Annotated in this window: 9 protein-coding genes; 2 read left to right on the top strand and 7 right to left on the bottom strand. The window is 73.0% G+C overall.

Annotated elements, in window-relative coordinates; all coding sequences use genetic code 11:
• Nucleotides 1-21: 21 nt before the first annotated feature.
• The 3 genes from AB0K17_RS13935 to AB0K17_RS13925 are packed head-to-tail and all read right to left on the bottom strand — an operon-like array spanning nucleotide 22 to nucleotide 6,492.
• The gene (locus AB0K17_RS13935; protein WP_365964386.1) at nucleotides 22-1,266 is read right to left on the bottom strand and encodes a cytochrome P450; all 1,245 of its coding nucleotides are present in this window, start codon (nucleotides 1,264-1,266) and stop codon (nucleotides 22-24) included.
• Between the two features lies 1 nt (nucleotide 1,267).
• Nucleotides 1,268-2,263 (bottom strand): TauD/TfdA family dioxygenase, encoded by a 996-nt coding sequence (locus tag AB0K17_RS13930; protein ID WP_365964387.1) that lies wholly within the window; start codon nucleotides 2,261-2,263, stop codon nucleotides 1,268-1,270.
• Nucleotides 2,260-6,492 carry a PA14 domain-containing protein gene (locus AB0K17_RS13925; protein ID WP_365983093.1) on the bottom strand — a complete coding sequence of 1,411 codons (4,233 nt, stop codon included), beginning with the start codon at nucleotides 6,490-6,492 and terminating at the stop codon, nucleotides 2,260-2,262. The genes AB0K17_RS13930 and AB0K17_RS13925 overlap by 4 nt, the downstream gene beginning before the upstream one ends.
• 151 nt (nucleotides 6,493-6,643) lie before the next feature.
• On the opposite strand from AB0K17_RS13925, the gene AB0K17_RS13920 reads away from it, so the two are divergent.
• Nucleotides 6,644-7,294 carry a response regulator transcription factor gene (locus tag AB0K17_RS13920; RefSeq protein WP_365964496.1) on the top strand — a complete coding sequence of 217 codons (651 nt, stop codon included), beginning with the start codon at nucleotides 6,644-6,646 and terminating at the stop codon, nucleotides 7,292-7,294.
• A gap of 24 nt (nucleotides 7,295-7,318) precedes the next feature.
• Here AB0K17_RS13920 and AB0K17_RS13915 read toward each other — a convergent pair whose 3' ends face one another.
• From AB0K17_RS13915 to AB0K17_RS13905, 3 genes are all read right to left on the bottom strand, one after another.
• Complete coding sequence (locus tag AB0K17_RS13915; protein ID WP_344433786.1) at nucleotides 7,319-7,573, bottom strand: LysR family transcriptional regulator; 255 nt, start codon at nucleotides 7,571-7,573, stop codon at nucleotides 7,319-7,321.
• A 220-nt stretch (nucleotides 7,574-7,793) separates the two neighbouring features.
• The gene (locus AB0K17_RS13910) at nucleotides 7,794-10,337 is read right to left on the bottom strand and encodes an FtsX-like permease family protein (RefSeq protein WP_365964389.1); all 2,544 of its coding nucleotides are present in this window, start codon (nucleotides 10,335-10,337) and stop codon (nucleotides 7,794-7,796) included.
• A gap of 5 nt (nucleotides 10,338-10,342) precedes the next feature.
• Nucleotides 10,343-11,101, bottom strand: coding sequence for an ABC transporter ATP-binding protein (locus tag AB0K17_RS13905; protein ID WP_365964390.1), 759 nt, complete (start codon nucleotides 11,099-11,101; stop codon nucleotides 10,343-10,345).
• 222 nt (nucleotides 11,102-11,323) lie between these two features.
• Between AB0K17_RS13905 and AB0K17_RS13900 the strand changes: the two genes are divergently transcribed.
• Entirely contained in the window at nucleotides 11,324-12,541 is a 1,218-nt protein-coding gene (locus tag AB0K17_RS13900; protein WP_365983092.1) for a cytochrome P450, read from the top strand.
• A gap of 30 nt (nucleotides 12,542-12,571) precedes the next feature.
• Here AB0K17_RS13900 and AB0K17_RS13895 read toward each other — a convergent pair whose 3' ends face one another.
• On the bottom strand, nucleotides 12,572-14,662 hold the full coding sequence (locus tag AB0K17_RS13895; protein WP_365983091.1) for an AarF/UbiB family protein: 2,091 nt from the start codon (nucleotides 14,660-14,662) through the stop codon (nucleotides 12,572-12,574).
• Nucleotides 14,663-14,679 lie beyond the last annotated feature (17 nt).

The following is a 14,679-nucleotide window of genomic DNA, read 5'->3' as shown; positions in this document are numbered from 1 at the left end:
CGGTGGGCTCGGGAAGGGGGATTACCCGGCCGGATGCAGACGGACGGGCAGGCTGCTGTAGCCGTGCAGGAAGTTGGAGTGGATCGGCCGGGCCGATCCACTCGGCTCGGCGTGGGCGACGTGCGTGCGCAGCGCCGTCAGCAGCGCGTGGATCTCGGCCCGGCCCAGGTAGGCGCCGAGGCAGAAGTGCGGCCCGTAGCCGAAGGAGACGTGCTTGTTGGGCGTACGGCCGAGGTCGAAGACGCCGGGGTCGGCGAAGACCTCCTCGTCGTAGTTGGCGGAGCTGTTCCAGAGGGTGACCACGTCACCGGCCCGGATCGTGCGACCGCCGATCTCCACGTCGGCGACCGCGCGCCGGCCGAAGTGCATGGCCGGGGTCACCCAGCGCAGCACCTCCTCGACGGCGGTGTCCACCTCCACCTCCCCGCTGCGCAGCCGGCGCCACTGCTCGGGATGCTGCATCAGCTCGTGCAGCGCGCAGATCATCGACAGCCGGCTGGTCTCGTCGCCGCCGATGATGACGCTGTAGCAGTTGAAGACGATCTCCTGCTCGGTCAGCGGCTCCCCGTCGATCTGCGCGGTGGCCAGCACGCTGACCACGTCCTCGCGGGGGTCCTCCCGGCGCTCGTCGGCCAGTTCGGAGAAGTACAGCAGCAGCTCGTTGCGGGCGACCACGGCCTCCTCGGCCGACTGGCCGGCCTCCTCGGAGCTGAGCGCCTGCTTCGTCAGGGACAGCAGGTAGCTGCGGTCGGCGGCGGGCACGCCCAGCAGGTCGGCGATGGTGGCCATCGGGATGTGCTCGGCGACGTCCCGGGCGAAGTCGCACTCGCCCCGGGCCACCGCCTCGCGCACCAGCCGGTCGGCCCGGGCCCGGACCCCGTCGACCACCGGCTGCAGCACCCGCGGCGCGAACGCCTTGAGCAGCAGGTTGCGCAGCTCCCGGTGGCGCCGGCCGTCGGTGACGGCCAGCATCTGCCCGGCGGCGGAGTCGCCGCCCTCCAGGAGGGTGGCGAGGACGTTGCCGCGCTCGGAGGTGAAGTTCTTGTTGTCCCGGTAGACGGCCATCACGTCGTGGTAGCGGGAGAGCACCCAGAACCCGGGCACCTGCCGGCCCTCCACCGGGTGCCAGTGCACGGGCCTGTCCGTGCGGAACCGCTGCCACAGGGCGCGCAGTTCCTCCTTGGGCCGCAGGAAGGTCTGCGGATCGGTCAGGTCCGTGCCGGCCAGGTCTGTGCCCGCCGGCACGGTCGTGGCGGTGAGGGTCATCTCACGCCTCGCGCTGGGTCATCGCGACGAGCACCTTGCGTTCGCCGGTGAAGGGCCGGCGGCCGTGCGAGGTGAGGATGTTGTCGATCATCAGCACGTCGCCGGTGTCCCACGGCTCGGCCAGCGTCGTCTCGGCGTAGACGCCCTGGATGGCGGCCAGCTCGTCCTGGGTGATCGGCGTGCCGTCGCCCAGGTAGGCGTTGCGGGGCAGCCCGTCCTCGCCGCAGATCTCCAGCAGGCCCTCGCGCACGGCCTCCGGCAGGGCGCCGACGTGGAAGAGGTGGGCCTGGTTGAACCAGACCTTCCGGCCGGTGATCGGGTGGACGGCGGTGGCCGGGCGCCGCTGGCGGGTGCGCAGCAGGTCCCCGTCCCAGGCCGTCTCGATGCCCTGGGTCGCGCAGTAGCTGTCCACCTGCGCCTTGTCGTCGGTCTGGAAGCCCTCCTGCCAGGACAGGCCCATGCCGGTGCGGTAGGTGCGGGTGTACAGGACGCCCTTTTCCTCGAACCGGGCGACGAGGTCGGCCGGGAGCCGCTCGAGCACCGCGGCGCTGTCGGCGACCGGCGTCTCGCCGCCGGTGGCGGCGGCCTGCGCACAGAAGAAGAAGACGTTGTGCGGCCAGTTGCGCGAGTAGGCGCTCTCGTTGTGCTGCGGAATGCTCTGGTCGGCGGGGTACTCGGTGGAGGTGTACACCTTGCCGGTCACCCGGCTGCGCGGGGTGGAGCGCTCGTTGTACTCCAGGGTCGTGCCGCCGATCTCCTCGGCGATCTGCGCGAGTTCGGCCTGCTCGGCCAGCCCGCTGCCCTTCACCATCACCGCGGCGTGCCGGTACATCGCCGACCGCAGGGCGGCGGCGTTGGCCGTGAACCACGCCCGGTGGTCGCCGTCGTGGCGCGGGCTCACGCGCACCAGGCGGCTGCCGTGGTGCTCCAGCAGTTCGACGGAGGCGTCGGTGAAGGACTGGTCGAGGTCGAGATCGGTGCGGATGGTCGTCGTCATTCCTGCTCCACGTCCAGGCTGTAGCCGTTGATGCTCGTGTGGTTGACCGGGTCGCCGGCCGCGTACTCGTAGGGGTTGAGGAAGGGTCCGGCAGCGATCGGCGCGGAGAACCGGCCGAAGGAGGGGTTGAGCACCCGGGTGTCGAGCACGACGTTGTACAACGCGCCCTGGTGCTCGGTGCCGACCTGGTACCGGCCGAGCCATCCGTAGTCGAAGTCGCCGGGCAGGTTGTCCGGCACGTGCTGCGGGTCGGTGCTGCCGTCCGGGCGCAGCGGCTCGCCGTACAGGCCGTACCGGTAGACGTCGCCCGTCCGGCGGCCGTCGTCCCCGGCGGTCAGGAAGACGTCGCCGTGCACGGTCGGGTAGCTCCAGGTGGTCCGGCCGGCGCCGCGCGCCGCGGCCGGCCTCGCCGAGAGCAGGACCCCGCCGGGGAGCTCCACCACGCGGGTCAGCAGCCGCTTGTCCGCGCCGAGCACCAGGTCCGGGGCGGTCCTGGCCATGTCGGTGTGCCCGTAGAGCTGCCGGTCGGTGCCCTTGGCAGTGGTGGCCGTGCGGGCCATGACGTGGTCGGCGATGTCCTTGGTGTAGACGACGTCCGCCGCGCCGGGCCCGGTCACGCCCGCGCCGAGGTAGCGCTCGGCGGCGTCCTGCCGCTGGGTCTGCCGGGTGCCGGCGGCCGTGTAGCCGGTGAGGTGGCCGTTGAGGGCGTACGTCGTGCCGGTGAGGGGGTTCTCGCCGGTGGTCGCGAGCAGCCGGTCGGCGTCGTCGTAGCAGTAGCCGGTGACCGTGGTGCCCTTGGCGGTGCGCTCCGTGGTGCGCACCACGTTGCCGTTGGTCCCCGCGTTGGCCCGGGTGCCCTTGGGGCACTCGGCGGGTGCGGGAGAGGTGAAGTCGCGGTCGTACTCGTGGCCGGCGATGCGGGCGTGCACGAGGCGGCCCGCGGCGTCGTAGCGGAATGCGGAGGGCTCCGCCCCGGGCACCGACTCCGCCACCACCGTCCCGGACTGCGAGCGGGTCACCCGCGCGGGCAGCGCGGTGCCGTCGGCGAGCGTCCAGTTCTTGCCGGTGATCCGGCCGGCCTCGTCGCGCTCCACGCCCAGCGCGGAGCCGTTGCCGTAGCGCACCCGGTGCACCTGGCCCGCCGCGTCGTACTCGGCGGTGGCCAGCGTCCTGCCGTCCAGCGCCACCGCGAGCGTGCGGCCCGCCGCGTCCCGGCGGACCTCCTCCACCTGCGCCGCGTCACCGTCGCCGGGCGGGGTCACCCGCTGGCGGACCATGCGGCCGGCCCGGTCGTACGTCGTCTCCGTGCGGGTGCCCACGCCGTCGGTGTAGCGCACGGCACGGCCCAGCAGGTCGACGGTGTTGGTCATGAAGTGGTCGTGCTGCACGGCCTTCACGGTCAGCGGATCGCCGCCGGAGGCGCTGTCGTAGGTCACGGTCCACGCCGGCAGGCTGGGGTTGCCGGGCATGGACATCCGGCTGATCCGGCCGCGCGCGTCGTACTGCACGCACGTCCAGTCCGGGCCGGCGAAGTTCACCGCGACGGGCAGGCCGCGCGATCCGTAGACGAACTTCTCCACGCGCGCCGAGCCGGTGGCCGACGCCGGCAGCGTGATCGACTTCGGCAGGCCGCGCTGCGGGGCCGGATCGTCCTGCTTCGTGCAGGGGTTGTCGACACTCTCCCCCGCCCCGTAGTAGGCGAAGGACTTGCGGGTGCCGTCCGGCGCGATCTCGGCGACCGGGCGGCCGGAGGCCTCCGACTCGTACCGGGTCGTCAGGGCCAGCCCTTCCGGGTCGGTGACCAGGGCGGCCGGCATCCCGGTCTGGTCCAGGCGGGTCTGCGTCACCAGGCGCGGCACCCCGTCGGAGTCGGCGCGCTCGGTGGTCATCCCCGCCGGGTCCAGCGCGGTCGTCTGCGCCGGCACCTTCGCGCAGCCCTCCGGGGCCGGGCTCAGCGGGCGCAGGTCCTCGCCGAAGCACCTGCGCGGCCCCGGCCCGTACGCACCGGCCGGCATGCCGGCCTCGTTGTAGACCGTGGTCGTCAGCCGGCCGGCGGCGTCCTCCCGCCAGGACGGCTGGTCGGCGGCCGTCCAGGCGAACCGGGTCGTGCGCCCGGTCGCGTCCGTGTCGGCGGCGACCCGGCCCGCGGCGTCCTGCGTCACCTTGCGACTCCAGCCCTGCGGGCCGGTCGCACCGGCGACGGCGACCTCCGCCGTCCCACCGGCGTAGCGGTATGCGTGATGGGGCCGCCGGTCCGCGCGACCGGACACGCCCTCGGGGTCGGGCCCGGTCAGCGAGGTCGCGGCGGCGGAACCGGCGGCGTACTCGATGCGGTACGCCGCGGCGTCGGTGTCGCGCCGCCCGCGGTCCACGGCGATCCAGTCCATGACCAGCGAAGGCCGCACGGAGGTGAGCCGGTGGTCGGCGGAGAACCCGAGGTCGGTGGTCTCGTCGCCGGGATTGACGATGCGGACGAGCTTGCCGTCCCGGTAGAACAGATGCGTGTCGCCGGCACCGGGCACGGAGACGGCACACAGGTACCCGGCGGGGGCGCCGCTTCCCGGGGCGCACTCGCGCTCACCGGCGAAGTGGAAGACGACGCCGCCGGAGTCGGCGCCGAGCGCCTGCGGCGAGGCGCCGGCGGTACGGCCGGCGGCGGCGCCAGTGCCGGCTGCGGTCCCGGAGCCCGACCGCCCGGCCGAGGCAGCCGCGCCCGCCGAGGCGTCGGTGACCCGGCCCGCGGCCGGGCGGCCGGCCCGGGCAGCCGAGCCGACCGGGGCAGCCGCTCCCGCCGTCGGGGCGGCGATCCCGAAGCCCAGGGCTGCAGCGCCCGGTTGGGGCGCCCCCGCGCCGGCGGCGGCGCCCGGCAGGGCGGCAGTGCCGAGCCCCGCGGCGGAGCCGCCCGGTTGGCCCGTACCCGGGCTGCCGCCCGCCGGGCCTCCGGCGCCGATCGCCGCACCGATCACCGCGGCGGCCGCCGCACCCGGCGTCGCGCCCGCTGCGGCGGCGAAGCCGCCCGGCAGGGCGGCGGCGCCGGAGCCGCCCGACGCGGAGCCGGGCGGTGGGGTGACCGTCCAGCCGGGCGGCAGGATCGCCGCCGACGGCTGGAGCCAGGACGCCGGGACCGGCGCGCTGTGGCCCGCGGCCGTGGCCCACAGGGCGGCGTGGCCGCCGCCTGCACGGTGGCGGTACTCGACCGTCAGGTCGTACGCGTGGCCGGCCCTGAGCGTGACCGTGCGCCCGTAGGCGACCTTGTCGCCGGCGCCCTTGCCGGCCCAGTCGTCCAGGACCGCCTTGCCGTCGATCAGGATCCGTACGCCGCCGTCGTAGGTGCCGCCGAGCCGGAAGCGGCCGTCGGCGGGCACGCGCAGCGTGCCGCTCCAGCGGGCGCGGAACGCGGCGCCGGCCTGCGCGCCGTCATAGGGCGCCCGTTCGGCGTCCCAGCGGAAGTCGGCCCGGGCGTCGGTGCGCCGGGCCGCCGGCTTCTCGTGGGCGCCGATGCCGCCGTCCGCGTCCCCGGCGTAGTAGCTGCCGGTCAGTCCGGCGGAGGCGGCGGCCGCCTGCGAGTTGTACGTGAAGGTGGCGCCCAGGGGGCCGCTGCCGGTGGCCACCTGCGGGGTGGCGACGGACATCGAGACGTTGCCGGTGGCCAGTCCCACGGTGACGGGGCCGAGGGTGTCGGTGGCCACCGGGCCGCCGGGGGCGGCGGCACCGAGCCGCTCGTTGACGGTGAAGGTGCGGGCGGGCGCGTCCGTGCCCGCCCGCCCGGAGCGGTCCTTGGCGCGTACGGTCCAGCGGTAGGTGGCGCCGTCCTTGAGCAGGCCGGCCGGTATGCGCCAGCGGGGGGCCGGCAGCCAGCCGGAGGAGGTGACCTGTCCGCTGCGGGGCGTCTCGCCGGCGCCGAGGACGAATTCGTAGGCCACGGCGCCCTGTTGCGGGGCTGCGGCCAGTTCGGGCCGTGGGTCGGTCAGGGTGGCCGCGTCCGCGGGCCCGGCGGGGGCCGGGGCGGCCGGGCCGCCGCCGGCGGCCGCGGGGGCGGCGTCGAAGGTGCCCTCCGGCCAGGCGGGGGCGGTCGGGCCGCCGGGTGCGGTGCGGGGCAGGGCCACCTTCGAGGGGGCACCGGCCGGTGCCCTGGCCGCTCCGGGGGCCTGCGCCCCGAGCAGCGTGCCGGACAGCGCCGCGGTCACCGCGGTCGCCACCAGCGCTCTACGTCTTGCGGCGTGAGCCACGAGCACTCACCACTTTCACTCACCTGGTTCCGGAGGGGAGTTGTATCCGTCCTGATGCTGTCAGTGGCCGAATGGGGTGGCGAAGCCCGTTGAGAATCTTTGAATACGGTCCGGTGGTTGGCCGCTGCTTTCTGCGGATACGGTGCTCACCGTGACCATTCGCATACTTCTCGCCGATGACCAGGAAGCCGTTCGTGTGGGTTTCCGGTTGATTCTGGATTCGCAGCCCGACATGGAGGTGGTGGGCGAGGCGGCGGACGGCCTGCAGGCCGTCGAACTCGCCGTCCGGCTGCGCCCGGACGTGGTGCTCGCCGACATCCGCATGCCGCGCCTGGACGGTCTGGAGGTCACCCGCCGGCTGGCCGGCCCCGGTGTCGCCGATCCGGTGCGGGTGGTGGTGGTGACCACCTTCGACCTGGACGAATACGTGCACACGGCGCTGCACAACGGTGCCTGCGGGTTCCTGTTGAAGCGGTCGGGTCCGGCGCTGCTGGTGGAGGCGGTGCGGGCGGCGGTGGCCGGTGACACGATGATCAGCCCGTCGATCACGGTGCGGCTGCTGAAGCACCTGCAGAGCCCGTCGCCCAAGGAGGTGGCGCAGCCGCTGGAGGCGCTGACGGAGCGGGAGACGGAGATCGCCCGGCTGGTGGCGAAGGGGCTCACGAACGCGGAGATCGGCAGCGAGTTGTTCATTTCGGCCGGTACCGCGAAGACGCATGTCGCGAACATTCAGCGCAAGCTCGACGTGCGCAATCGGGTCGGTATCGCGGCCTGGGTGTGGGACAGCGGCCTGGCGGGCTGAGGTTGCCGGCCAGGCCGCGCCGTCTCAGGCCGCGCATACTCCCTTCATGCTGTCGATCAGGGCCAGTACGGCCCTGGCGGACGGCAGGATCATGCGCCCCTCACGGGTGAGCCGGGCTCCCGTCGAATCGCGGACGAAGAGTTTGGTGCCCAGCATCTGCTCCAGGCACTTGATCTGGTAACTGATGGCGGGCTGCGAATAGCCCAGGACCTTTGCGGCCTGGTCCATCCTGCCGATCTCCGCCACGGACACGAAAGCCCGGAACTCCCGCTCGTGCATCTGGCCCCCTGTCTTGAGCGGGCCCCGACCGGTTTCGCGGTGTTGCCGGTGGCCGGATGCGGGGCCGTGAATTCGCCTCCATGTCACATCGGTTGGGCACCGGGGGCAATGGATGATGCAGGAAGCTGCCGTCCGGTCGTCGGTGGTGTGCCGAAGACGCCGAAGCGCCCCCGCAACCTTCGTTGCCGGGGCGCTTTTTCGTGGGGTGCGGCGCGTGGTGTCAGCCGTGACTGATGGCGGTCAGGACGTTCAGCCGGGCCCCGCGGCGGGCGGGCGCGATGGAGGCGATGACGCCGACCACGGCGGCTCCGACGAGGTAGGCGATCATCTGGCCCCAGGGCAGTGCGAGCTCGGTGACGCCCTGGTCCTTCATCGCGTGGGCGACCGCGAGTCCGAGGGCTGCGCCGACGACGACACCGAGGACGGCGCCGAAGAGCGAGATCACGACCGACTCCGTCATGATCATGCGGACGGTCTGGCCGCGGCTGAGGCCGATGGCCCGCAGCATGCCCATTTCCTTGGTGCGTTCGAGGATGGACAGGGCCAGGGTGTTGACGATGCCGAGGACCGCGATCAGCATCGCGACGCCCAGCAGCGCCTGGACGATGGTGAGCATCATGGCGAATCCGCTGCTGAACCTCTCGATGACCTGGCCCTTGGTCTGCACGGAGACCTCGGGACTGTCCTTGAGCAGCTGCTCGATCTTCGGCTGGACCTCGGAGACGTCGGCGTTGCCGGCGAGCTCGAAGAACGCCTGCGAGGGCAGCTTGGCCTTGAAGCCGGCCTGGGCGTCGGTGAAGGGCACGACCACGCTGTTGGCGAGGCCGGAGTCGTGGAAGGTGCCGGCGAGGCGGTAGGTGTGCGCCTCTCCGCGCTGCAGCTGCACGGTGATGCGGTCACCGACCTTGACGCCGTGGTCCTCGGCGGATTTGGCGTTCATCACGACCGTTCCCGCGGCCAGGGTGTCGATGTTGCCGTCCTGGGTGCGCAGGCCGAGGACCTTACGGGCGCTGGCCCAGTCCTGCCAGCCGGCGACCGTGGCGGTGTCCTTGCCCACGGTGGCCGTGTCGAACATCGCCGCGGCCACGGTCGTGACGCCCGGCACCTGGGCCGCGCGGGTGAGCGCGCCCGGGTCGATGGCCGCCGAGCCGGCGGATCCGCCGTCGCCCATGGCCACCAGGTCGGCCTTGAGGTCCTGGGAGATGTCCTTGGAGATGCTGCTCTCGGAGGAGGCCGCGACCGTGCTGATGGCCGTGACCAGGGCCACGCCGATCATCATCGCCGAGGCGGTGACCGCGGTGCGGCGCGGGTTGCGGGCGGAGTTGGCGCGGCCGAGCTCGCCCGGCACCGACCGGGCGAACAGCGATCCGAGCGCCCACACCGTGGGCCGGCTGATCAGCGGGGTGAGCAGGGCGATGCCGACAAAGGCGAGGAGCACCCCGGTGAGGATGGTGCCGATACCGCTGGAGCCGAAGAGGCCGAGGGCGAGCAGGAGCACGCCGAGGCCGAGGAGGATCGCGCCGGTCCAGGTCTGCTTGCGATGCTTGCCGTCGGGCACGGCCGCGGCGCGGATCACCGCGATGGGCGGGACCTTGGAGGCGCGCAGGGCCGGGAAGAGGGCGGAGAGCACGGTGACGACGATGCCGACCGCGAAGGCGGTGACCACGGCACCGGTGGGCACCCCGAGGGAGGCGACCTTCAGCCCGTCGGTCGTACCGGCCAGCATGTCCGCGCCGGCCGCGCCGATGCCGATGCCGGCGGCGAGGCCCACGGCGGAGGCGACCAGGCCCACGACGAAGGATTCGAGCAGCACCGAGCCGATCATCTGCTTGCGGCTGGCGCCGATGGCCCGCAGGAGGGCGAGTTCGCGCAGGCGCTGGGCGATGATGATGGAGAAGGTGTTGACGATGAGGAAGATGCCCACCAGGACCGCCACGCCGGCGAAGCCGAGCAGCAGCGTGTTCATCATGTCCAGGATGCCGCGGGACTTCTCCGAGTCCTTCTTGGCCAGCTCCTCGGCGGTGACGACCTGGTAGTCGTCGCCGAGTTGCTTGTCCAGCGCCTCCTTGACGCCGTCGGCGGAGGTGCCGCGGGCGATGTCGACGGCTATGCCGGAGAAGCCGCCGGCCTTGCCGAGCACCAGGCGCTGGGCGACCGGTTCGGTGAAGGCCACGGTCTGCTCGCCGCCGATGGAGTCGCGCTCCCCTGAGTAGCCGAAGATGCCGGCGACGGTGAAGGACTGGCGGGGCTCGCTGGTGAGCACCCCGATCCGGTCGCCGACGCGGTAGCCGGCCTTCTTCGCCAGTGCCGCGTTGACGGCGACCTCGTCCTCGGTGCGCGGGGCGCGGCCCTCGCGCAGTTTCAGCAGCGAGCTCTCCCCGCGCCAGGCCTCGCCGTAGCGGGGGCCGCCGGTGGAGGGCACGAGCTTGCCGTCCTTGCCCAGGGCCCGGGCGCCCTCGGCCTTGACCAGGCCGTAGGCCTTGCCGACGCCGCCGACGGCCGCCACGCGGGCGACGGTGGCCGCGTCCGCCGGGGGGATGACCGCGGCATCGTCGGCGGCCCCCGCCTCGATCTTGGGCTTGTGCGCGACGTGCAGGTCCATGTCGTCGTACGCGCCGGCGAACTGGGCGTCGATGGAGCGGCCGAGGGTGTCCTTGATGACCATGGCGCCGGAGACGAACATCACCGCGAGCACCACGGCCAGGCCCGACAGCAGCAGCCGCAGCTTGCGGGAGAGCAGGCTCTTGAGTGTTGCGCTCAGCACGCCGGTCACCGGCCCTTGACGTCGAGGGTGCGCATCATGTCCAGGACGGCGTCGGCCGTGGGCTCCCGCAGCTCGTCCACGATCCGGCCGTCGGCCAGGAAAATGACGCGGTCGGCGTAGGAGGCAGCGACGGGGTCGTGGGTGACCATGACGATGGTCTGTCCCAGCGTGCGCACCGAGTGCTGCAGGAACTTCAGCACCTCGGCACCGGAGGTGGAGTCCAGGTTGCCGGTCGGCTCGTCGGCGAAGATGACCTCCGGCTGGCCGACCAGGGCGCGGGCGCAGGCGACGCGCTGCTGCTGGCCGCCGGAGAGTTCGGTGGGCCGGTGGCCCAGGCGCTGGCCGAGGCCGACGGTCTCCACGACCCGGTCGAACCAGTCGGGCGAGGGCTTGCGGCCGGCGATCTTCAGCGGCAGCAGGATGTTCTCCTCGGCCGTGAGCGTGGGCAGCAGGTTGAACTGCTGGAAGATGAAGCCGATACGGCCGCGGCGCAGCTTGGTGAGCTCCTTGTCGGACATCCCGCTGAGCTCGGCGTCGCCGATGTAGACCGCGCCTTCGGTGATGGTGTCGAGGCCGGCCAGGCTGTGCATCAGCGTCGACTTGCCGGACCCGGAGGGGCCCATGACCGCGGTGAATTCACCGGCGGTGATGTCGACGCTCACCCCTCGCAGGGCGGCCACCTGTGCCTCTCCCTCTCCGTACAGCTTCGTTACGCCGACTGCTCGGGCGGCGATCGCGCGCTTGGTGGAAACAGTCGCGGTCACACGACTCACACTCCCCACGGTGTTCGACCTCGGACGGTGAAATGGAGACTAGAAGCGGGCCGATGGAGCCACATCTGCCAAACGGCAGAGATTGTTCCGGGTAGGCGAGCGGCGCCCCCAGCGCGCATCGAACTTTTCGATGCGCGCCTGCACCGATCGGCAGAGCGCGCCTAGCGTTCCGGCGATGGGACACGTCCCGTGGCGACGCTCGGAAGGACGCGCATGACAGGCACCCGGACCCTCTCCAAATACTGGATGCTGACGAACGAGTTCACCCAGAATCCGTATCCGGTCCTGGAATACGTGCGCCGCGAGAGCCCCGTGCGCGAGCTGTCCCTTCCGGACGGCAGCCGGGCCTTCGTGGTCACGCGGTACGACGACGCCAAGGCCGCCCTCGCCGACCCGCGGCTCAGCCGTGACATCCATGTGCACTACCGGCTGATGTCGCAGCGCACCGGGCGGACGATGACGCCGCCGCCGGAGGAGGCCAACCACCTGGCCAACCTGGAGCCGCCGCGCCACACCCCGCTGCGCCGGGCGATCAGCTTCGCCTTCACGCCACGCCGGGCGGAGGCGCTGCGGCCGCGCGTCGAGGAAATCGCCGACGACCTGCTGGAGAAGCTGGCCGGCCGGCCCCGGGCGGATCTGATCGGCGGGTACGCCGATCCGCTGCCGGTGATCACCATCGCCGAGCTGATGGGCGTGCCGGCGGACGCCTGGCCGGATTTCCTGCGCTGGTCGGCGGCGCTGCGCACGTACTCCCCCACCGACGGCTCGGGGGCGCTGGACCGCAACATCCAGGAACTGTCGCGGTACATGTCCGAGCTGATCGCCCGCAAGGAGCGCGAGCCGGGCGAGGACCTGCTCTCGGCGCTCATCCACGCGGACGAGGAGCGGCGGCTGACCCCCACCGAGATCCTCTCCACCGGCTTCGCGCTGATGACCGGTGGCAACGACACCACCGCCAGCCTGGTGGGCGGGGTGCTGGCCGCGCTGCTGACCCATCCGGCGGAGCGCACGCGGCTGCTGGCCGAGCCCGGCCGCTGGGGCGCCTCGATGGACGAGCTGATCCGGTACGTGAGCCCGATCGGCAACGCCCTGCAGCGGGTGACCACCGAGCCGGTGGAGCTGGGCGGGGTGACGATCCCGGCCGGCGAGGTCGTGGTGATCTGCGTGATGTCGACCAACCGTGACACCGCGCAGTTCCCCCACCACCCGGACCGCCTCGACCTGGACCGGCCCAAGCCGGCCCACCTGAGCTTCGGCTTCGGCATCCACTACTGCTCCGGCGCGCACCTGGCCAAGGTGATCACCGAGATCGCCGCCCGGCGGCTCTTCGAGCGCTTCCCGGACGTGCGGCTGGCCGTGGACCCGGCCGAGCTGCGCTACCAGCAGAACGTGGTCGTACGCCCGCTGGTGGAGCTGCCGGTGACGTGGTGAGGACCGCGGGGCGAGGGGCGGCGGCACCGGTCAGGCGGGCCGCCGCATCGCCGTGTACAGCGCCCTGAGCATGAGGATCGCGCTGACCGCGAGCATGTGGTAGCCGAGGACGGGGAAGAGCTCCAGCTCCTTGGTCAGGCGCGGGCCGCGGCCGGTGCCGAAGACGGTCAGGACCACCCCCATCAGCCCGGTGCAGGCGGCGACCAGGGTGATGGTCACCTGGTGGATCAGGCCGGAGACGAAGCGCCGTTCCCGCTCGTCGGCGAGCACCCGCACCCGTACGCCCAGCCGCCCCTCCTCCAAGGAGGCGCTGATCCGCTCCGCCCGCCGGGGCAGCCGGCGCAGCATGGGCAGGACGGAGAGGAACTCCTGCGCGGCGCCCTGCGCGAGCGAGGAGAAGGCCGGCGGGACGAACCCGGCCGCCCGCTCGGCGCCCGGCCCGCCCGGGGTGCCGCGCCGGCCGCCGAGCCCGAGGCGGTCGGTGAGCATCGCCATGGCGAAGGAACGGGCCTCCTCGAGCATGTTGAAGCCGGGGGCGAGCCGGGTGAGGGTGCCCTCGACGGTGGCCAGGGCCCGGAAGACGGCCGCCACCTCGGGCGGCACCGCGAGGCCGAACCGCGCGAGCATCCGGAACAGCGCCGTGAACATCTCGGTGTCGGGCTGGGCCCCGGCGCTCAGGTGCCGGGCCATGAAGCGCCCCAGCTCCCGCTCCAGCAGCAGCGGGTCGGGCATGAGTTCGTCGTCGGTGGTGGCCCGGGTGCCCAGGAGGCTGAGCAGGGCGTCGTGCAACCCGGCCGGGTCGCCGCGGTCGACGGCGATCAGCAGTTCCTGGATGGCCAGCCGCACGGAGGGGTCGATCCGGCCGACGGAGCCGAAGTCCAGCATGCCGATGTGCCCGCTGGTCAGCAGCAGCAGGTTGCCCGGGTGCGGATCGGCGTGGAAGGTGCCCACGCGCAAAATCTGGTGGAGCATGGCGTCGAAGGCGCTGCGGGCCAGCTTCTCGCGGTCCCAGCCCTCCCGGTCGGCCAGCTTGCCGGCCCGGTCGAGGGTGACGCCGTCCAGCCACTCCTGCACCAGGACGCGGGCCGAGGTGTACTCGTAGTAGACGCGCGGGATGCGCACCGGCGCCTCGGGGGCATGGCCGTCGCAGGCGTCCGCCACCGCGCTGGCGTTGCGGGCCTCGACGCGGAAGTCCAGCTCCTCGCGCACCGATTCGGCGAAACCGTCGCCCAGCTCCCGCAGGCCCATGGCCTGGGCCGCGCGGGCCCGGGCGGCCAGGCCCCGGCTGACGGTCAGCACGATGTCGAGGTCGCGCTCGACCGTCTCGCGGATGCCGGGACGCTGCACCTTGACGGCGACGGTGGGCCCGCCGGCCAGCCGGGCGCGGTGCACCTGGGCGATGGAGGCGGCGGCCAGCGGCACGTGCTCGATCCACTCGAAGACCTCGTCGACGGGCTTGCCCAGCTCCTTGCGGAGCACGGCCTCCACCTCCGGCCAGGGCGCGGCCGGCACGTCGGACTGCAGCCGGCTGAGCTCGTCGATGAAGTGCGGCGGCAGCAGGTCGCGCCGGGTGGACAGGACCTGGCCGAGCTTGATGAGCGCACCGCCGCACTCCTCCAGCGCCAGCCGCAGCGAGCGGGCGGAGCGCTCGCCGAACTCGCCCGGTTCCAGGGCGCGTTCCCAGCCGGAGCGGCCGCGCGCCAGCCGGCCGAGCCCGTGCCGGACGAAGATCCGGCTGATCTGCGAGTAGCGGCGCACCCGGGCCAGGCGGTCGCCCAGGCCCCGGACCGCCTGCAGTGGGCGGGCCCAGCTGCCGTGCGGCACGAAGACCTCGGCGAGCACGAGCGCGGCCATGGCGGCGAAGAGGGACAGGGCGAACTGCAGGAAGGTCAGCACGCCGCGGTTGTCCTCGCCGCGGATCACCTCCCCGGAGACGGTGAGCATGGCCAGCCCCACCAGACCGGCCGACAAGGCGCGCAGCGGCCCCACTCTGATGCCCAGCAGCCGGCGCGAGGCGGCGGAGACACCGAGCACGATGACGCCGAGGGCGACGCCGGCCGCCAGGACGAGGAGGAAGGTCACGGATATGTCGTCCGTCGCAGCGGCGGCCAGTCGGGTCATCACGGCTCCCTCGAGGT

Origin of the sequence: Streptomyces sp. NPDC049585, assembly GCF_040675615.1 — a bacterium.
GTDB lineage: Bacteria > Actinomycetota > Actinomycetes > Streptomycetales > Streptomycetaceae > Streptomyces > Streptomyces luteosporeus.
The sequence above is the reverse complement of the archived record's forward strand: the minus strand, read 5'-3'. Positions and strand labels throughout refer to the sequence as shown.

Excerpts from the sequence above, each read along its gene's own strand:
- AB0K17_RS13935 (WP_365964386.1), bottom strand. The coding sequence starts at position 1,266 with ATGACCCTCACCGCCACGACCGTGCCGGCGGGCACAGACCTGGCCGGC.
- AB0K17_RS13930 (WP_365964387.1), bottom strand. The coding sequence starts at position 2,263 with ATGACGACGACCATCCGCACCGATCTCGACCTCGACCAGTCCTTCACC.
- AB0K17_RS13915 (WP_344433786.1), bottom strand. The coding sequence starts at position 7,573 with ATGCACGAGCGGGAGTTCCGGGCTTTCGTGTCCGTGGCGGAGATCGGC.
- AB0K17_RS13900 (WP_365983092.1), top strand. The coding sequence starts at position 11,324 with ATGACAGGCACCCGGACCCTCTCCAAATACTGGATGCTGACGAACGAG.
- AB0K17_RS13895 (WP_365983091.1), bottom strand. The coding sequence starts at position 14,662 with ATGACCCGACTGGCCGCCGCTGCGACGGACGACATATCCGTGACCTTC.